This is a genomic window from Nonlabens marinus S1-08, from assembly GCF_000831385.1.
In the GTDB taxonomy this organism is placed as follows: domain Bacteria; phylum Bacteroidota; class Bacteroidia; order Flavobacteriales; family Flavobacteriaceae; genus Nonlabens; species Nonlabens marinus.
Genome location: NZ_AP014548.1, coordinates 2,026,116 through 2,045,221 on the forward strand (window position 1 = coordinate 2,026,116; position 19,106 = coordinate 2,045,221).

13 protein-coding genes and 1 other RNA gene are annotated in these 19,106 nt (G+C 38.6%); 9 read left to right on the forward strand and 5 right to left on the reverse strand.

Annotated elements, in window-relative coordinates; translation table 11 throughout:
• Window positions 1–11: 11 nt before the first annotated feature.
• From NMS_RS09350 to NMS_RS09360, 3 genes are read right to left on the reverse strand one after another with little or no spacing between them, the layout of a single operon-like run.
• Complete coding sequence (locus NMS_RS09350; RefSeq protein WP_041496468.1) at window positions 12–1,544, reverse strand: hypothetical protein; 1,533 nt, start codon at window positions 1,542–1,544, stop codon at window positions 12–14.
• A complete protein-coding gene (locus NMS_RS09355; RefSeq protein ID WP_052476878.1) occupies window positions 1,544–1,948 on the reverse strand; it encodes an acyl-CoA thioesterase in 405 nt (134 codons plus the stop codon). The genes NMS_RS09350 and NMS_RS09355 overlap by 1 nt, the downstream gene beginning before the upstream one ends.
• Window positions 1,948–2,997, reverse strand: a complete 1,050-nt coding sequence (locus tag NMS_RS09360) for a glutaminyl-peptide cyclotransferase (RefSeq protein ID WP_041496469.1) — start codon at window positions 2,995–2,997, stop codon at window positions 1,948–1,950. The genes NMS_RS09355 and NMS_RS09360 overlap by 1 nt, the downstream gene beginning before the upstream one ends.
• 87 nt (window positions 2,998–3,084) lie before the next feature.
• On the opposite strand from NMS_RS09360, the gene ffs reads away from it, so the two are divergent.
• Window positions 3,085–3,184: signal recognition particle sRNA small type (gene ffs / locus NMS_RS13630), an RNA gene on the forward strand.
• A gap of 45 nt (window positions 3,185–3,229) precedes the next feature.
• Window positions 3,230–4,033 (forward strand): SDR family oxidoreductase, encoded by an 804-nt coding sequence (locus NMS_RS09365; RefSeq protein WP_041496470.1) that lies wholly within the window; start codon window positions 3,230–3,232, stop codon window positions 4,031–4,033.
• A gap of 42 nt (window positions 4,034–4,075) precedes the next feature.
• Here the strand turns inward: NMS_RS09365 and NMS_RS09370 are convergent, their stop codons facing one another.
• Complete coding sequence (locus tag NMS_RS09370; protein WP_041496471.1) at window positions 4,076–4,948, reverse strand: sterol desaturase family protein; 873 nt, start codon at window positions 4,946–4,948, stop codon at window positions 4,076–4,078.
• 108 nt (window positions 4,949–5,056) lie between these two features.
• Between NMS_RS09370 and NMS_RS09375 the strand changes: the two genes are divergently transcribed.
• Window positions 5,057–6,730, forward strand: a complete 1,674-nt coding sequence (locus NMS_RS09375) for an alpha-amylase family glycosyl hydrolase (protein ID WP_041496472.1) — start codon at window positions 5,057–5,059, stop codon at window positions 6,728–6,730.
• A 142-nt stretch (window positions 6,731–6,872) separates the two neighbouring features.
• Window positions 6,873–7,376, forward strand: coding sequence for a pyridoxamine 5'-phosphate oxidase family protein (locus NMS_RS09380; protein WP_041496473.1), 504 nt, complete (start codon window positions 6,873–6,875; stop codon window positions 7,374–7,376).
• A gap of 429 nt (window positions 7,377–7,805) precedes the next feature.
• Here NMS_RS09380 and NMS_RS09385 read toward each other — a convergent pair whose 3' ends face one another.
• Entirely contained in the window at window positions 7,806–9,374 is a 1,569-nt protein-coding gene (locus NMS_RS09385) for a protein adenylyltransferase SelO (RefSeq protein ID WP_041496474.1), read from the reverse strand.
• Between the two features lie 165 nt (window positions 9,375–9,539).
• Here NMS_RS09385 and NMS_RS09390 point away from each other — a divergent pair, with 165 nt between their 5' ends.
• The 5 genes from NMS_RS09390 (at window position 9,540) to NMS_RS09410 (ending at window position 18,745) form a co-directional block, all read left to right on the forward strand.
• Window positions 9,540–9,965, forward strand: coding sequence for a hypothetical protein (locus tag NMS_RS09390; protein ID WP_148311367.1), 426 nt, complete (start codon window positions 9,540–9,542; stop codon window positions 9,963–9,965).
• 142 nt (window positions 9,966–10,107) lie between these two features.
• On the forward strand, window positions 10,108–11,043 hold the full coding sequence (locus tag NMS_RS09395) for a YihY/virulence factor BrkB family protein (RefSeq protein WP_041496476.1): 936 nt from the start codon (window positions 10,108–10,110) through the stop codon (window positions 11,041–11,043).
• A gap of 146 nt (window positions 11,044–11,189) precedes the next feature.
• Complete coding sequence (locus tag NMS_RS09400; protein WP_041496477.1) at window positions 11,190–11,963, forward strand: TrkA C-terminal domain-containing protein; 774 nt, start codon at window positions 11,190–11,192, stop codon at window positions 11,961–11,963.
• 1,171 nt (window positions 11,964–13,134) lie between these two features.
• Entirely contained in the window at window positions 13,135–15,363 is a 2,229-nt protein-coding gene (locus tag NMS_RS09405) for a response regulator (RefSeq protein ID WP_041496478.1), read from the forward strand.
• A gap of 136 nt (window positions 15,364–15,499) precedes the next feature.
• On the forward strand, window positions 15,500–18,745 hold the full coding sequence (locus NMS_RS09410; protein WP_041496479.1) for a S41 family peptidase: 3,246 nt from the start codon (window positions 15,500–15,502) through the stop codon (window positions 18,743–18,745).
• Window positions 18,746–19,106: the final 361 nt, after the last annotated feature.

Consider the following 19,106-nt stretch of genomic DNA (forward strand, 5'->3'; position numbering starts at 1 on the left):
AATTATACTTTCTACTCCAAATCCACACTCTCATAAGCACCTGCATCGGGTTCATTTGACCTGATAGTGCCTTGAATATCAGTTCTGGTTGCGGTAGCTAGATTGCCTAATGCATTTGCAGCACTTTCAGTATCAATGCGCAACAAATCAGACTGGGGATTTTCAAAAAATGGATTCTCGTTCAGTTTTACATTTTCATACAACTGTGTGTTAGTAAAGTCATACAACCCATTACCTACAAAATCGTTGAATCGGTCATTAAATCGCAAGAGTGTATTTTCCATTTTAAAATTGAACTCCACGCCTTCTGCAGCTCTCAAGCTTAATTCTAGATCTCTATCACCATAAATGATGCAATTGGTAAACAATGCTTGATTTAAAGGTTCTGTAAGGTTGGTATTAGGGAACGCATTGGATAGTATCAATGTGGGATCCTGACGGAAGCCTTTATTCCAGTAATTAGTGATTGTGCAATTGTTAAACCTATACGAACCTCCTAAGCGCACAACAAGGGAAGATTGTCCAGCATTATTGATTATTAAATTTTCAGCCTCAATATCTGCTGTTGTAGCGAGTAATCCTATGTTTGAAGAATTGTAAATTTCAGAATTATCTATTTGTAGGGTGGCACCATTGGAATCTGGATTTTGATTGTCCATAATAATTCCTATGCTGGCATTTTTTATCGTCGTGTGGGAGATTTTATGATTTTTACTACCACTCGTGAGCCAAATACCAAACCATTGACCTGCTACATCATCGAAACCTGGTTCTAATCGGTCGCCTTCTAAAATCACCTGATTTTCCATGGTTTCAGTAGTGGATGCCATTCCGTTGATTTGTAGGGAAGCTTCGTTGGCTGCTATAATCCCACTTTGGGAATGAAAAAACAATCGGGCTCCAGGTTCAATCGAGAGCGTTTTTTCAGGTGGTATGCCAGCAAAGCCATAGATCACATAAGGTTTTTCTTTCGTGAAAACGAGCTCCTGATCATTTAGGAAAAATCCAGAGATGCGCACCTCGTTATTTTCTCCGTCTGTTCCTAAAAGTAAGGTCTCTTCGATACCATTAGCATCCCGTTCTGGAAACAGGAATACCGCGTCCTTGACTAAGGTGACCAGTCGTACTTGCTGCAAATTAGCACCGCTATCAAACTCAATGACATCTTCATATACAAACTGATTGGCATTGGAGAAATCAGCGATATTGATTGTAGTTTCTATAAATACGTAGAGCGAGTCGTTAGCCAGCAGTTCTACATTCTCAAATAGTTGTCCTGGCACACCATCCACTGCTAGACGGTATTTAGAATCATTACCACGAGCCAGGCCTACCGTAGGAATCATAATGTCTTGATTGCTGTTATTATAAACCTTGAAAGTACGCGTGCTACTGCCTATGGTGCTGAAAACTGTATCTAGGAACACCGTATCCTGAGAGAAACCTAATTTTCCTGTACTATCTGAGAATTCAAAATCGTTGCGGCAGGAGGACATACTGATGACCACGACACCTAATACTATACTATATAGGAAATTCTTCATTAAGTGATTTCAAAAAGATCCCTTAACTCTTGAGAAATACGCACTGGTTTTCCTGCTTTGTCGATGGCGCACCAGTCAGATGTTGTTTTAGCAAGCAAGGTCATGGTTTCTTTATTATAAATTTCAATAAAACGTTCATACCTCACGTTTGTTGCTCGCCCTACTTGGGTTCTTATTAAGATAGGATCGCCTAGCATGGCGGATTGTTTGTACTCAATACAATGCTTGATCATTACCCAGTCATAGGTTTGAAGTAATTCTTTTGATGCAGCAGTCGTCCAGTGTTCCATGGCTATATCATTAGCCCATTGCACATAAACGACATTATTAACGTGATCCAAGTAGTCGATCTCGTTTTTGGCTACAGTCCGGGTCATTTCAAATATGGGTAAGTGGTCGTTCATTACTGGGTAACTTCTATCTCAAACATTTTAGGCCAGCGCTTTCCGGTCACAAAAAGACGGTTGGAGACTTTGTCGTAGGCAATGCCGTTCAATACATTATCTTCTTTATCCCAGTTCGGAATTTGATTTTTGAGGTCTTTCAAATCAATAGCAGCCTCTAACGCACCGGTTGCAGGATCTACAATCATAATGGCGTTCTCCTGATAAATGTTGGCATATATTTTCCCGTTGACCCATTCTAATTCGTTAATCTGAGTCAAAGATTTTCCTTTAGATACAATTTGAATGTATTCCAATTCTTCAAATGTGTTTGGGTCTAACTTCCAAATCTTATCAGTACCATCGCTCTTGTATAAAAACTCGCCATCATTACATAAACCCCAGCCTTCTTTACTGCTGCTGCCATATTTGAATTGGCCGGTTTGATTTAAGTCTAAGTCATATATATATCCAAAACGCCCGCGCCAGGTCAATTGATAGATGTTATTATTGAGAATGGTCAAACCTTCTGCAAAAACAGTATCAGGTAATTCCTTTTCCTTTAATACGATACCTGTTTCAGCCTCGGTAATACGAATACTAGACTCCCCATATTGCCCAGCACTCTCATACAACTTCCCTTCATGAAATTCTAATCCTTGGGTGTATACATTTGAATGTGGGTAGGTGTTGACAATCGTATAGTTGAGGATCTTCGGCGCTACCGGATTTTTTAAATTGATAGAGGTAGCCGCAGTGGTTACCATTCCATTGTGGTAAACTTTTACCTTGTACGTTAGGTCGCCATAAGGTTGGTTTTTTAGCTTTCGCGAAAGCGTGATTCCCTCAACATCATCTAATCGACGGGCATTTTGCGTCCATACAACGCTATCTACACCAATAGATCCATCGTCGATCAAAGAAATTTGGACCGTGTCGTCCTCATTCCAATCACTTTTATCGTTAGTAATCTCTAACGTATAATTATTTTTAAATTCATCAATATCTGATGTACAGCTTGATAATGAGAGTACTACAACCCCTATAAAAATGGCGTTTTTCAAATTCATGAGTATCTTTTCTAAAGTTGAAATATAGTAAGAAAAAAGCGGCATGAAAACCTTTGGAGGTCTGAAACTAGACCTTATATTTGCACCGGGCAAGTCCTACACAACCAGCTCCTGCTGAACTCCTCCAGGGCGGGAACGCAGCAAAGGTAAGCGGTCGTAGCGGTGTGATGTAGGTAGCTTGCCTTTTTTTGTGCGCTATACTCAAGTTTAACTATCTGATATTTAAACGTTTATGAAAAAAGTAGTTTTAGTAACTGGTGGTTCATCGGGAATTGGGAAGTCCATCGCCCTGCAGTTACAAGGGTCAGGTTACAAGGTTTATGGCACAAGTAGGAATCCACAAAATTATCCAGAAAGCCCTTTTGATCTCATAGCCATGGATGTTCAAGATGAGGACTCCATACGTCAGGGAATTTCTCAAATTATTCAAGCCGAGTCAAAAATTGATGTACTCATTAATAATGCAGGCGTTGGCATCACTGGCCCCATGGAAGAAACTCCTATAGATGCGGTCAAAAACGCAATGGACACTAACTTTTACGGGCCGTTAAGAGTTATTCAAGCGGTATTGCCACACATGCGTGAACGCAGGGAGGGAAGGATCATCAATATTACCAGCATTGCTGGCTATATGGGATTGCCATATCGAGGTGTTTACAGTGCCAGTAAAGGTGCTCTTGAAATTGCAACAGAGGCTTACCGATTAGAATGTGCTCACTTGAACATTCATTTTAGTAATGTTGCGCCAGGTGACTTTGCGACTAACATTGCTGCTGGCAGATTCCATGCTCCAGTGACTGAGGGTAGCGATTACGCTGCGGGATATTCGCACACCTTAAAACTGATCGATGATCATGTGGATGACGGCAACGACCCTATAGAAGTAGCTTATAAAATCGAGGAGATTTTGAAAGAGCAAAGTCCAGGTATTCATTACAAAGTGGGTAGTTTTATGCAAAAGTTTTCCATAGTTTTGAAGAAACTACTCCCTGAGAAAACTTATGAGCGCATGCTCAAAAAGCATTACGGCCTTTAATTAATACATTGTTGATTAGCTATTCTTTTGGCAATCTGTTCTTTACTTCGGCTTAAAAGGAACGATCATTTGATGAGCAAGATCGTCAGGGAAATCTTCATCACCAGGAAATCCTAACTCTAGATTAGGGTCGTGAAAAGGAACGTGTGCTGTTCTGAATAAATAATCCCAAACACTTAAGGATAAACCATAGTTGATACCATACTTATGGTTTTCAGGTAATTTACGGGCATGATGCCACAAATGCATTTTTGGGTTGTTCAGAATATATTTGAATGGCCCGTAATCCCAATTTAAGTTAGCATGATTCAAATGCCCTATGAAAACTCCTAGCATATGGACTACAAAAAATTGCTGGATTCCAAACCCGATCATTGCTAAAGGAGCGTATTGAAGCGTTTTATAAATAATAGTTTCCATAAAATGAAATCGGAATTGAGCTGCAAACCCCATTTCTTTTACACTGTGGTGAACTTTGTGAAACTCCCAAAGCCAAGGCACTCTATGCAATAACCTATGGATGTTCCACTGTATAAAATCTGCTATGACAAACATTATAAGAAGTTGCACCCATACAGGTAGTTTGTCCACCTTAATGGCAACTATATTTTCCCAACCCACGCTATTTAGTAAGTCATTAAATAGTTGAACGCCTACATTAGAAATAGCGTTATAACCCACTAGAGAGAAAAGAAAGAAATTAAAGAACAAGTAAAATAAGTCCAGCCAAAAGTCGCGTCTCAATATTTTCTGATCTTTTCGCCAGGGCAACCAAATCTCAAGAACAAATACCAAAGTAGATAATCCAATCAGCCAATAGAAATAATTATCCCATGCAGGATGAGTGATCTCACGCCATAGATAATTGGCGTAGTCAGAGAAGGATTGAAGAAACAAGTCAAGGTAAATATCCATAAGGTGATGAGTCGGTTAAAATTAGGAAGGTTTACTAGAACCTAGCTCATCATTTCTCAATAAGTAACATCAGCTTGACTATTTTTGAAATGATTTGAAACATAGATTATGATAAGAATAGTATTATTTGCATGCCTTGCACTAGTGGTTGTCAGTTGTAATAATAATAACGAAAGCATTAGCCAAGTAGAAGTACCAATAGCAAGCACATTTGATTGGAACGCTGCTAACGTTTACTTTTTGCTTACTGATAGATTTAATAATGGAGATTTGACCAATGACAATCTTGTACCTCGCAATGAGAAAACTGATAAGCTACGTGGTTTTGAAGGCGGCGACTTCAAGGGGATACAACAAAAAATAGAACAGGATTATTTTACGGATTTAGGAATCAATGCCATCTGGTTGACTCCTATTTTTGAACAGATTGAAGGTGGAGTGGATGAAGGCAGCGGTTTTACATATGCCTATCATGGGTATTGGGCTAAGGACTGGACCGCAGTGGAGCCTTCTTATGGAACGCTTGAAGAATTTAAGGAATTAGTTCAAGCCGCGCACCGCAAGGATATTCGAATTCTATTAGATGTAGTAATCAATCACACAGGACCAGTTACGGCAACAGACCCTCTATGGCCAGAAGACTGGGTACGTACAGGACCTACTTGCACCTATCGAGATCAAGAAACAGCTATGACTTGCACGCTTACTAGCAATTTACCAGACATACGTACGGATAGCAACATAGAGGTGGAGTTGCCAGATCTATTAGTCAACAAATGGAAAGAAGAAGGAAGGTATGAGCAAGAAGTTAAGGAATTAGAGACTTTTTTTGAAAAAAGTCAGCTTCCTAGAACGCCCGTAAACTATATCATAAAATGGGTGACGGACTACGCAAGGGAAACAGGAATTGATGGCTTCAGAATCGATACCGTGAAACATGTAGAAGAATCCGTTTGGACGACCTTTATTGAGCAGTCTCGTAAGGCGTACAACCAATGGAAAAGCAATAATCCAGAACTCATGATCCATGATGACGAGTTCTTTATATTAGGTGAGTTATACGGTTATTACGCCGCTGGAGGTCGCAATTATGCTTTCAATGAATCACAAGTAGATTATTTCGATTCGGGCTACGATGCGATGATCAATTTTGGATTTAAGGAAGATGCTAGAAAAGTCTATTCGACTTTATTTGCAGATTACAACCGTATACGAATTAAACTTAATGAAGAAAAGGAGGGAAGCCCAGTGACTTTTATGAACTATATCAGTTCTCATGACGACGGGCAACCTTTTGATCCTTTGAGAGAAAACCCTATAGATGCGGGTTCAAAACTGTTATTGACCCCAGGAATCTCACAAGTCTATTACGGTGATGAAACCGCTAGAAAACTTCAAGCAGACGGTGTTCAAGGAGATGCGAACTTGAGAACTAAGATGAATTGGGATGAAATCGATCAAATGGTTTTGGCACACTGGCAAAAACTAGGACAATTCCGTAGGAATCATCCAGCAGTGGGAGCTGGACGTGCGATTCCTTTAGAGTATACGGGACCTGGATCACTATCGGCTCGATTCTATAATAAAAATGGAGTAGTAGATGACGTGATCATAGGTGCAGGTTTACCTGATAGCGATATCACTATTGATATTACAAAAGTGTTTAAGACCCAAAAACAGCTGCGTAATGCCTACACCGGCGATCTCTTGACGATAAAGAATGGAAAAGTGACGACACAAGTGACAGAAGGTTTGGTTTTGTTAGAAATTGTAGATGAGTAGTAAGCTTGTTTTTAAGTTAGCTTTCGCGAAAGCGAAATACTTATCATCCTGTTAACATAAATTGGGAATTTGAAATTAAAATTGAGAATCTATTAAGCTAATCAAGCTGTTTTGCTCAATATCTTTAAATAAAAAATAAACCATGAGCACAAATAATTTGAATAACGCCGAAGCACAGAAGAAATACAAAGACCTGTCTACAAGTATCGATTTTGCGATGATGTTGACCCATTTGGATCAAACTCCATTACATGCAATTCCTATGAGTACTAAAAGGGTGGATGATAATGGAACGACTTATTTTTTAAGTAATGCTGATAGCGAGCACAATGCAAATATTGAAAGCGACTCTAGATGTCAATTGTTATACGCTGAGAAGCACAGTATGGAATTTTTAAGCGTGTATGGAAAGGCGGTGATTTCAAGAGATAAGGCACTCATTCACGATTTATATTCTTCAACTGATGACAACTGGTTTGAAGGGAAGGATGATCCTAACATTACCGTGATTACGTTCCATCCAGAAGAAGGTCACTATTGGGACTCTAAATCAAATGCACTCGTAAGCTTATTTAAAATGGGGTACGGCGCAATCACTGGAGAGAAAATGGATGTAGGAGAATCTGGAAGTTTAAAAGATATATAACATAAATATCTTTGAAGCTTGAAGATAAGATTATCGGGTTCAGCACACACTTATGAATAAGCTGATGCAGACTTCTGCAAACAACGATTTGCTCAAGCAACTATTCAACAAGTAAAAGCACAGGTTTTCAATTCATGCAGATGCTAGGGAATACCTCTTTTACTTACCTCTTATTAAAGCAAACCTGACTCAAGATAATGCCAGTAAAAGTTTAGCTGAGCATCATGCAACGGATTGGGAAGAAAAATAACCTTTCCAAATAGTAGAAAAAGAGAACCTGCTTTTGCCAGAGATTATCAAGAAGCGATCAAAGAACATCGCTGTAAACAATAGAAGAAGAAAAAGCCGATCTTTCCAGATCGGCTTTTTTGTTTCTGATGTCTGTCCCGTCCTAATATAAGTTGACACAAAACCGACTTATGTGATTTTTCAACTGCTGCAACTGAGTTGTGATGATCCAGGTTTGTCTCGAGCCCAGTCGGGTCGTTTTTTATACCATTGGTTGTACTTAGGCTGGTCGTCATAAGGATTTTTAAGCATTTCGTAGAACTCTGAAATTAGAGAATAGTCGCCTTGATCAGCTTTGTCGATGGCTAGTTGCGCCATATAGTTGCGCAGTACATATTTGGGATTCGTACGTTGCATTAGAGATAACCTCGCTGCTGCGGAAGCGGATTCCTCATTCAATCTTTTTACATATAAAGAGAGCCAATTATTCCATTCCTGTTTTACTGCGGGTTGTAATTCGTTCAAATTGTAAAATGCCAAGTGCACTCCTTCAAAAGCCTCTGTAATCTTACTTTCTTTATTCACTCCAGATAGTTCCCGGAAGAAAATAGTCATATCAGTTTCATGTTTAGGTAAGAGTTCCAATAATTGAGTAATAAGGTTCAGATCTTCAGGTTGATGTTTGATAAGACCTAGTTTTGATCGCATCATTTGTAAATGTTGCTCTTGATAATTTTTCTTGTACTCGTTGAGAACCGCTTCAAGGCGTTCTGACTCTCCAATCAGTGGGTAAATCGCGTTAGCTAATTGCCATAGATTCCACAGAGCTATTTCTGGCTGCGCACCATACCGGTAACGCTTATGTTGGTTGTCTGTAGTATTAGGTGTCCAGTTAGGGTTATAATCTTCCAGCCAGCCATAAGGGCCATAATCGATCGTGAGCCCTAGAATGGACATGTTATCAGTATTCATGACACCGTGCACAAAACCTACCCGTTGCCAATGAATAATCATTTCCAGGGTGCTATCAGTTACTTGTTTGAAAAACTGGATGTAACGATCTGATGAATTGAAATCAAGGTTTTTAAAATGATGTTTTATGGTAAAATCTAATAACTTTTTTAAATGACCTTCCTCGCCACGTGAGGCTGGTAATTGAAAATTCCCAAAACGCAAAAACGATGGCGCTATCCTGCACACGATAGCTCCTTTTTCTAGAGCAGGATGATGATCGTAAAACATATCTCGCATCACCTCGTCGCCACTCAAGGCTAGGGATAAGGATCTCGTTGTCGGGATACCTAAATAATGCATGGCCTCACTGCACAAGTGTTCTCTGATGCTCGAGCGCAACACAGCAAAACCATCACCGCGTCTGGAATAGGGCGTTGGACCAGCACCTTTAAGCTGTAATTGCTGAACATTTTTTTTTGCTGCTACTTCACCAATATTTATTGCACGACCATCACCCAATTGGCCTGCCCATTGTCCAAACTGAAAACCTCCATAGTTCATAGCAAATGCCTGATGACTCCCAGGTGTCCACTGTCCGGTTAAAGCGTCTTTAAAACGTTCAGTAGCCGTATCATCTTCTGTAAAGCCCAATTCGCTAGCCAGTTCCATGGATACGTGAATTAATTCAGCATTTTCAAATTTTTCTGGTTGTACAAAACTAATTGAAGCTTCTAGTACCTGCCTCGGCTTATTTGTGTAAACAGGGTCAACAGGAAGTTTTTCAATGTAAAAGGAGGTCGTAATCTTCTGAGTCATAGAGTTAAATCGGAAAAGAAATTATTTTAAAAAAAATTATCATTTGTTAATTAAAATTAAAATAATTATTTAAATTAGCGTTGTACAAAGGTTTTAAACGTTCCTTATTGAAACTTTTGATTATTGGCATAGAGAGTGCAAGCAACATTACAAATACTATCCCCTATGAAGACCCTTGAGACTAATTTAAATATTCAAAAGATACGGCAAATTGATTGTGCCGATCTTTTTTTTATAGACGATCTGGTTATTGTTGAAGTAAAGATGCACACCTTAGTCGGAAAGAAACAGTTAGAACATATCATTGAAGCCATAGAGAATGAAATACTAGATATTTCTAAGGTTCATTTTATTTCAAATAGGGTAGACCCTTATTCTCTTAAACCTACTGAGTTTCCATGCCTCAAGAAAAAAATAGATAGTTTCAAAAGTTACTCAGTAGTTACTTATGGAAGTGTTGGGGTGACCAATCTTATTTTTGAACGTATGTTTCTTAAATCGAAAATTGTAAGGTTTGATAGTTTGTTAGAAGCAATCGCCTCTAAAAGAGGAAAAAGCGGTTATGGGGGCAGGGCTTTTTTTGTAGCCTAAGTGGTCATTTAAGTATTTAAATGGTTCTCCACCTGCTTTAAATATATATCGATCATACTACTTCATTGGGTTTAGGGTTAGGATCGTTAATTTTATGGAAAGTCTTCACCAGGATTTATAGAAATTACTTTACTTCAAGTTTATGACTCCATCCAATGTAACAAACCCCAACATCAAATTTAAATACAAACATATTCCCAGTTTACTTTGGGAAAGCGCTAAGGAATGGAATCAAGATAATGTCTGGCAGCTCAGTGCGAGCATTGCTTACTATGCGATTCTTTCTTTACCAGGATTATTAATCATCCTTATTAGTATCGTTGGAGTGATTTGGGATCAGGATATTGCTACAGGAAGATTAACCAGTGACCTGACGGGATTAATAGGCTGGGATGCTGCAGAGGATATTAACAAGATGCTCCAAACTGCTGACCGTGACAATGGTATCCTTGCATCACTAGTAGGGGTAGTGACACTCCTTTTTGGAGCCACAGGTCTTTTTGTACATCTACAGATTTCCTTGAATAAAATCTGGCGGTTGAAGGTTGCCCCTAAGACACCCTGGTGGAAATTATTGACGGACCGGGCAAAAAGTTTCGGTTTCATATTGGTTCTTGGCTTTTTAATTTTAATCAGTTTTATCTTAACTGCCATAATATCCATGTTGCAGGACATTATTCAAACTAATTTTCCTGACTATTTAATTTACCTAGCACATGCGTTGAATTTTCTGATCGCATTAGTCATTATTTCTTTATTGTTCGGATTAATGTTTCGATACCTACCAGACTCTGATTTGAAATGGAAAGTCATATGGCCAGGAGCCATCCTAACTGCATTGCTATTTGAATTGGGGAAATTTCTACTGGAATTATATTTCTCAAATGCTTCTCCTGCCAGTGCCTATGGTGCTGCGGGTATTTTGGTTTTACTGTTGCTTTGGGTTTCTTACAGCGCTTTGATTCTTTTTTACGGCGCCGAATTTGTCAAGGTATACGCAAAACGTTATCACAATGGTATTCAGCCTAATAGTAAGGCCGTTAAGTATCGGGAAGAAGTGGTGGAACTTCCTAAATAGAGAAATAACAAAACCTGCAGCGATTTTCTGTTCAAATTCGCTTTCGCGAAAGCGAACTACCCAATAAACTTCACACATTAGCCTGAGGAATTCTAGAGGCATTAAGAGATATTAGATAGATTTACAACAGAAATATTTCGATACCCATGATTGCAGCCATCTCGCTATTCTTGATTGTCACCTTATCCGCCTTGATTACTAAAATTGCGTCTATCGCCCTTACTCATACCGGATTATCGACAGAAAGCGCTAAGTTTCAGGCTCGATCTGCCTATACTGGTGCAGGTCTAAGCACTCAAGAAACTGAATTGATTATGAATCACCCGGTACGCCGGAAGATCATTTATAATTTGATGTTGATAGGGAACGCTGGTATTGTGACGGTCATGTCCTCGTTAATTTTGACTTTCGTGCTTCCTGAAACAACAGCCTCTAGATTATACGGGTTATTAATTATTGTGGTAGGACTTACCGGTTTGTGGTTTGCCATACGCAGTAAATGGGTTGATCGAGGTCTTTCTAAAATGATCAGTAGTATGTTAAGACGTTATACAGATCTTGAAGTGCAGGATTTTGAAGCAGTGCTGCATTTGAAAAGCAACTATAAAATAAGCGAGGCTAAAGTAGATGCAGACGGGTGGATGTGTCACAAAACGCTCCAAGAATTAAATCTGCGGGAAGAAGGTATAACCATCTTAGGGGTGTATCGTAAGGGCGAAGAATATTTTGGATCACCTTCAGGTCCATTTAAACTGCTACCCAATGACATTGTTACGATTTACGGGAAAGCTGACGGGATTAAAAGTCTGTACAAACGTAAAAAAGACTTTTACGCTCATCTAGAGCACGAACGTTTTGTTGCTCGTGAAGAGAGCAAACGGGAAGAAGAAGTCAAAAAACCTGGGTTGGAGCAAGAATAGTAGGTGGTCATAACTTTCGGCAAAGAACGACCTACTTAAACCAGTGTTATTCTACAATTATTGCAATTAGCGAGTTGTAAAATGGCTTAATTGCTATGTGTATATGGCTTGTACTACATAGGAACATGAGGGTTCCATCAGGTAGTCATAGTAAGAATATATAAATTTCTACACTTAGCGGCATAAGCTTTCAAATAGTTTTTAATAGCCATGAGTGGAGATTCTAAACCTCCTTTTGGATGCCTCTTTCTAATTGAAGTTTTCATAACTGATGATTTCTAGTAAAGATATTAAATAGTTGCAATAACTTTACCTTTAAGTAACGTTAAATTTACATTAGATATATAAAACACTGTAAAACAGTTTATTATAATAAAACACATTTGCTATTTTAACATCTCAAATACTCATAAATAGCAATTTTCTACAAATATGAGCTATAGGTACGTATGCCACTTTCAAGAGATTCTCCGTGGCTGACTTGTAGAGCATCTAGAATTTAAATAAATCGGGTGAGTGCGGTAAAATATTAATTTAAATACGAGTGAAAATATTAGGATTTTTTGGATAATGCTTTCTTCGGTCCTAATATCCTATGGACGTTATACGAGCTTCCCATGCTCAAAATGACACTAGATTATAGTGTAACCATACAAATCATAAGCTTTTAGAGTAGTGATTTTATGATATAACTAGTATTGACTTCTGACGGCACTCGCGAGGAGGCTTTTGTAGATAATTGGATAAATACAAATGCTCGACCTTTCGATTAAATACAGCTACTTTTAAATTTTCGACAAACTGGAATTGATATGAAAAAATCTAAACCATCATTAGAAAATCTAAATTGTCTTAAGTAAAAAAATAATGCCATGCATGAGGTGGATGCTAATTTTTCTCTTATTCAATAGTGACTGGATCAGGTAATCAATTTTCCAGTGGACTTTTAAATAAACGTATAAAAAGCTGTTTGATAAATATTTGTATCCTTTTGGAGGCATAGGGGTGAAAATCATATTTTAGCGTTATAAGCTGAAATATGTATCATTGTAATCCTTAAACTATTTTGATAACCATGGCACTAAATAAAATATGGTAGTTGCAAATTAAGAAGTACCATTTGAAAAATTCTTTTTATTATTTTTTGTAACCTCAATAGTCCCCTGTTTTGATGTTTAAAATTTGTGCCGTTTTCTCATTCCTATTTCTATCCCTGATTCCTAGCAGTGCACAAGAAACTCCTAAAACCGTAGACCCGATACCAGAGCCGCCTTTTTCCTATGCTAAGGAAGAGATGGACTCGATTTTTAGAGTCGCAGAGAAATACTATTATTCAGGGAATTACGAGAAAATCATTAAGAAGGTTCCTGCACTGGTGGAACATGCGAATAGTGTCAATGCAAACCGAGCTGAAACTCGTTTACTCACTATTTTAGGTCTTTCATTTGTCAAACTGGATGATGTCAATAGTGCTGATATTATGTTTCGTGAAGCACTCGATGATGCCTTAAAGCGTCAAGACACCTTCGATATTTTGAGCCACTATATCAATCTTGGGAACACTCATTTCAATAACGATAGTGAAAAAGCCATTGATTATTTTTTACATGGCACTGATTATTTAGGCAATATTGACGTTAGTGATCTTGCCTTGACCATAATTTACAACGATCTAGCGGAGCTTTATATGACTCGCAAGGAAATTGCGAAATCTCAATATTACTTAGATCTAGCTCGACCTAAATTATACCTCCCATCTCTTTCTTCTCGTAAAAACGAATACCTATTCATCAGCTATTATGTTCAAGGACGTCTTGATTTATTACGTGGAGACAACTTCAAAGCGATCGAAAGTGCTAACATATCATTAGACTTACTAGATGAGGGAATAGATATTGAGGAAAAATATCTGATTGGGAATTATAAAAACCTTATTGATGCCTACGATTTAACTGGACAATATGAAAAGTTAAATGAGATTCGCAAACCTTATGATTCAGTTAGAGATCATCGATTTGAGAAGGACAGAATTAGACAAGCACAAATTGCTCGTTTTAAATTCAATACAGATAAGTATCAGCAAGAACTAAAACAATCTCAGTTAGAAAATGAATTAGCATTCCAGGAGGCACAACAAAATCGTATTTTACTTTGGATTTTTTCAGTGGTGAGTGTTATTCTTATTGCATTATTAGGAACGCTACTTTACACTCGCAACAGACGCAATCTGTTATTGAAAAATTTGAAGATTAAAAATGGTCAGTACTTAGAAGCCAAGCAAACTTCAGAGAAATTGGCACAAAAAAATTCAAAATTTCTTTCTACCATAAGTCACGAATTGCGAACCCCATTATACGGTATCATTGGCTTATCCTCCGTATTTCTTAAAAACCCTAAACTCAAAGAATTTGCAGATGATTTTAACTCGCTCAAATTCTCTGCTGATTATTTACTAGCCTTGGTAAATGACGTATTGAGTATCAATAAGTATGAGTCTAAGAAAGGCAGGGAGTTGAAGGAAGAGCATTTTAATATTTACGAACTGGCAACCAGTATTTCGCAGACTTTTCAGTTTTTAAATGAAAAAAATAATAATAGGGTTACACTAACTATAAGGCCAGAAGTTCCTGAAGTTCTGTACGGTGATAAGACTAAACTGTCTCAAGTCATTATGAACTTGCTGAGCAATGCTAGCAAGTTTACTCAAGATGGATCTATCTATTTTACCATTGAGCATCATAATAGTAATGGGGAACTCGTCGAACTCTTGTTTACAGTCCAAGATACCGGTCGCGGTATCAAGGAAGAAGATCAAAAAGAGATATTTGAAGAGTTCACACAAGTGCCTACACATTCTTATGAAGGTGGTACAGGATTAGGATTACCCATCGTTAATAAGCTTTTAAATATTCTAGGGAGCAAGCTTATTATGGAAAGTATCTTCGGTGTGGGGACTACATTTTCTTTTCTATTGCCTTTAGGCATCAGTTCCACTGAAAATTTAGAAACTCATGTGGATGAAGCTGATGTTGACAAACTCAAGAATAAAAAATTGCTCATTGTAGATGACAACAAGATCAATCAATTGGTGACGCAGAAAGTTTTGGAACAATATCAAATGCTTCACGATACGGTCAATAACGGTAAGGAAGCTGTTGATATCGTTGAACATAATGACTACGACTATATCTTGATGGACATCAATATGCCCGTGATGAATGGTATCAAGGCGAGTACGATTATACGTGACAAGGGAATCACGACTCCCATTCTTGCGCTTACCGCTGCTGACGACTTAAATCTAGAGAAAGATATTTTTGCGCACGGCATCAATTCCATTTTGGTAAAACCCTACCAGACAGAGCAATTACTCCATTTATTGTTACGTCACTTGAAGTAGTTTTATAGATGGTATGAGTTCGCTTTCGCGAAAGCGAAAAGCCACACCAGTTCATCTCCTATTAAGCTATCTTGAGCTCATCATCTGTTTATAAAAACTGGTTTTTGACTTATCTTGCTGTACTCAAAACTGAACGATGAAAAATTTTTTCTTTGCCATGCTGTTGCTATATTCCTTGATCGCTTTTGCACAGCAGGATGCAGGCTGGTTGCGCCACAGCACCATATCTCCAGACGGTTCGCAGATTGCCTTCACTTATAAAGGGGATTTATACAAAGTATCGTCTCAAGGTGGTACAGCACAACAGTTGACTTTTCATGAGGCACATGATTATAAAGCCGTGTGGAGCAAGGATGGAAGTCAAATCGCATTTGCTTCTAACCGCTACGGGAATTTTGACGTTTATGTCATGAATGCTAATGGAGGGAGCGCTCAGCGATTGACGTTCCATTCTACAGACGAGGAACCTTTTACATTTACCAGCGACGATAGTTCCATCTTATTTGGTGGAGTGCGCATGGACATTGCAGGTCACCGCCAGTTCCCAACTGGATCACAGCCAGAAGTGTACAAAGTGCCCGTTGCCGGTGGTAGAGTTGATCAGTTGTTCACCATTCCTGCAGAGGCTTTGACTATGAGTGTTGATGGAAAAACAATACTGTACCACGATAAAAAAGGAGGGGAAAACGAGTGGCGCAAGCATCATACTTCCAGTATTACTAGAGACTTGTGGAGTTATGATACCGTTGCCAAATCCCATAAGATGTTAACCACATTTGAAGGTGAGGACCGTCAGCCAGTTTATGGAGTAAATGACCAGACGGTTTATTATTTAAGTGAACAAAGCGGCAATTTCAACGTGCATGAAATGAGCTTGACTAATCCTACCGCCTCTATCCAACTTACCGATTTTAAAACACATCCAGTGCGGTTTTTATCTTACGGTGGTGGAATGTTGAGCTTTGGATACGATGGAAAGTTGTACACCATGAAACCTGGTGAACAGCCTAAGAAATTGAAGGTAAACATCATCACCCAGCAAATTATTAATACAGATAAATTTCTTTCAGTCAATGGAGGCGTTAGCGAGATGGCTATTTCTCCCAATGGTAAAGAAATTGCCTTTATCGCTAGAGGAGAAGTGTTTGTAACCTCAGTAGAAGAATCTTTCACAAAGCGGTTAACAAATACTCCAGAAGCAGAAGATTTTGTAAGCTGGGGTCCTGAAGGTAAATCAGTGGTTTACAGTAGTGAGCGGAATGGCAACTGGAGTATTTTTAAAACCGAAATCGTCCGGGAGGAAGAACCTTTCTTTTTTGCCTCCACTTTGCTCAAAGAAACCCCAGTCATTGAAAATGGAAAAGACAATTACCTCGCACAATTTTCACCAGATGGCAAAAAGCTGGCGTTTATTGAAGATCGCCGTTCCTTAAAAATCAGGGATTTCAAATCTGGCAACGAGATCACACTTTTAACTCCGGAAGATTTGTACCACATGCGAGATGGTGATAAATATTTCAAATGGAGTCCAGATAGCAAATGGTTGCTGGTAGACTGGAGTTTGTCGTTAAACAACAGTGATATATTACTCATGGCAGCTGATGGCTCTAAAAGAGTAAACTTGAATGAAAGTGGTTATTATGATTTCAAGCCAGTGTGGGTCAATGATGGAAAGCAAATGTTGTGGTTTTCTAATAAAGATGGGTTGAAATCCTATGCCACCAGTGGCTCTACTCAAAGTGATGTGTATAGTATGTTTTTTACTCAAGACGCTTGGGATGAGTTCAATTTGAGTAAAGAAGAATACGCTTTGTTGAAAGAGATGAAAAAGCTCTCTGAAAAGGAGAAAGAAAAGGAAAACGAAGAGGATGAAAAGAAGAAGAGTAAAAAGGATAAAGACAAAAAGGAAAAAGAAGAAATCAAAGATCTAAAATTTGATTGGGAGGAAATGAAAGAACGTACCAAGCGTTTTACAATTCACTCTTCTGACATTAGCGATGCAGTTCTTTCTAAGGATGCGAGTAAGCTATATTACCTCACAAAATTTGAAGATAAGCTAGATCTTTGGTCTACTGACCTAAGAACCAAAGAAACTAAAATGGTCATGAAACTCGGTGCCTCATCAGGAAATCTGGAGTGGGATGCAGAAAGAGAAAACCTATTTTTATTGAGTAGCGGTAAAATTTCTAAAATTGATCCTGAGAAAGAAAAGAAGGAATCTGTAACCATTGCTGGAGAAATGGAGTATGAAGCCGTTGCAGAGCGTCAAGCGATGTTTGATCACGTGTGGTTGAGAACTAACGCCATCTTTTACCATTCCGATTTTCATGGGATCGATTGGGACCTCATGAAAACTGAGTATGAGAAGCACTTGCCTTACATAGGCAACAGCAATGAATTTGCAGAGTTATTATCTGAAATGCTAGGCGAACTCAATGTATCTCACGCAGGTGCGGGAGCAGCTAATTATTCTATGGAAAATGAAGATGAAACAGCCTCCCTAGGAATATTTCTAGATTACAATCATACAGGTAATGGTATTAAAATCACGGAAATCCTAAATGGCGGACCTTTAGATAAAGCCAAGTTTGATATCAAACCAGGAATGATCATCCATAAAATTGATGGTCAACCTATACTCAACAACACAGATGTCTCATCATATTTAAACCGTAAAGAAAATAAATTTACCCTATTGGAACTTAGTGACCCTGCTTCAACTGAGTCCATCACGATTACAGTGAAGCCTATCTCCCTAAGAGAGGAACGTGGACTATTGTACCGCCGCTGGGTAAAGAAAAATGAGAAAGAAGTAGAGAAGAAAAGTAATGGCCAGTTGGGTTACGTTCATATCCCAGGTATGAGTGACGGCCCTTATCGGGATGTGTATGAGAAAATGATGGGGAAATTTTTAGACCGTAAAGGGGTGATTGTTGACACTCGATTCAACGGTGGTGGTGATTTAGTGGCAGATCTTGCTGCATTTTTTACAGGAACTCCATTTATTACCTATGCCACAGAGGACCGCGTGGTAGGCGGTGAGCCTACTTCCAGGTGGACTAAGCCTACACTAGCGATGATCAATGAAGCTCAATATAGCGATGGACATTGTTTCGCTTGTGGTTATACAGACTTAAAAATCGGTAAAACAGTTGGGATGCCTACGCCTGGTACTTGCAGTTTTGCAGGGTGGGAGGGACTTCCTGATGGTTCACGCTGGGGTGTGGTTCCAGTGAGCGCTAAAGATATCAATGGGAATTGGATGGAAAACAACCAGACAGAACCCATGATTCAGGTCAAGAACAGACCAGCAACAATTGCAAGCGGGACAGATGAGCAGCTGGATCGTGCTATTATTGAATTATTGAAAGAAGTAGGGTAGCGGTGAGGTAGTTCGCTTTCGCGAAAGCGAACTACCCACTATATCTATCTATTTTGAAATGTCCTATACCTTACACTTTGTCGATGTTTTATACTAAATTTATACGATTAAAGGCGTAAAAAAGTAGAATTAGATCTGCATGAGATAAATTTGCGTAGTATAAGTAGTGTTCCTAGAACACCTTTAACATCCTATGCATATCAAAAGATTTTCGGTATTTCTTCTAGTTTTGATGACGCTACCATTTTGCTTGGCGGTGATACCTATATCTAAAATTAAAAGTTATCAAAAGTTAAATAAAGCTAGTGCTTCAGGAACGTATTTCAACTTCGGCCAATTTTCCTCATATCAATCAATCACT

What these genes read in the sequence shown, in the direction of transcription:
- NMS_RS09350 (WP_041496468.1), bottom strand. Translation starts at nt 1,544, where the DNA reads ATGAAGAATTTCCTATATAGTATAGTATTAGGTGTCGTGGTCATCAGT.
- NMS_RS09355 (WP_052476878.1), bottom strand. Translation starts at nt 1,948, where the DNA reads ATGAACGACCACTTACCCATATTTGAAATGACCCGGACTGTAGCCAAA.
- NMS_RS09360 (WP_041496469.1), bottom strand. Translation starts at nt 2,997, where the DNA reads ATGAATTTGAAAAACGCCATTTTTATAGGGGTTGTAGTACTCTCATTA.
- NMS_RS09365 (WP_041496470.1), top strand. Translation starts at nt 3,230, where the DNA reads ATGAAAAAAGTAGTTTTAGTAACTGGTGGTTCATCGGGAATTGGGAAG.
- NMS_RS09370 (WP_041496471.1), bottom strand. Translation starts at nt 4,948, where the DNA reads ATGGATATTTACCTTGACTTGTTTCTTCAATCCTTCTCTGACTACGCC.
- NMS_RS09375 (WP_041496472.1), top strand. Translation starts at nt 5,057, where the DNA reads ATGATAAGAATAGTATTATTTGCATGCCTTGCACTAGTGGTTGTCAGT.
- NMS_RS09380 (WP_041496473.1), top strand. Translation starts at nt 6,873, where the DNA reads ATGAGCACAAATAATTTGAATAACGCCGAAGCACAGAAGAAATACAAA.
- NMS_RS09385 (WP_041496474.1), bottom strand. Translation starts at nt 9,374, where the DNA reads ATGACTCAGAAGATTACGACCTCCTTTTACATTGAAAAACTTCCTGTT.
- NMS_RS09390 (WP_148311367.1), top strand. Translation starts at nt 9,540, where the DNA reads ATGAAGACCCTTGAGACTAATTTAAATATTCAAAAGATACGGCAAATT.
- NMS_RS09395 (WP_041496476.1), top strand. Translation starts at nt 10,108, where the DNA reads ATGACTCCATCCAATGTAACAAACCCCAACATCAAATTTAAATACAAA.
- NMS_RS09400 (WP_041496477.1), top strand. Translation starts at nt 11,190, where the DNA reads ATGATTGCAGCCATCTCGCTATTCTTGATTGTCACCTTATCCGCCTTG.
- NMS_RS09405 (WP_041496478.1), top strand. Translation starts at nt 13,135, where the DNA reads ATGTTTAAAATTTGTGCCGTTTTCTCATTCCTATTTCTATCCCTGATT.
- NMS_RS09410 (WP_041496479.1), top strand. Translation starts at nt 15,500, where the DNA reads ATGAAAAATTTTTTCTTTGCCATGCTGTTGCTATATTCCTTGATCGCT.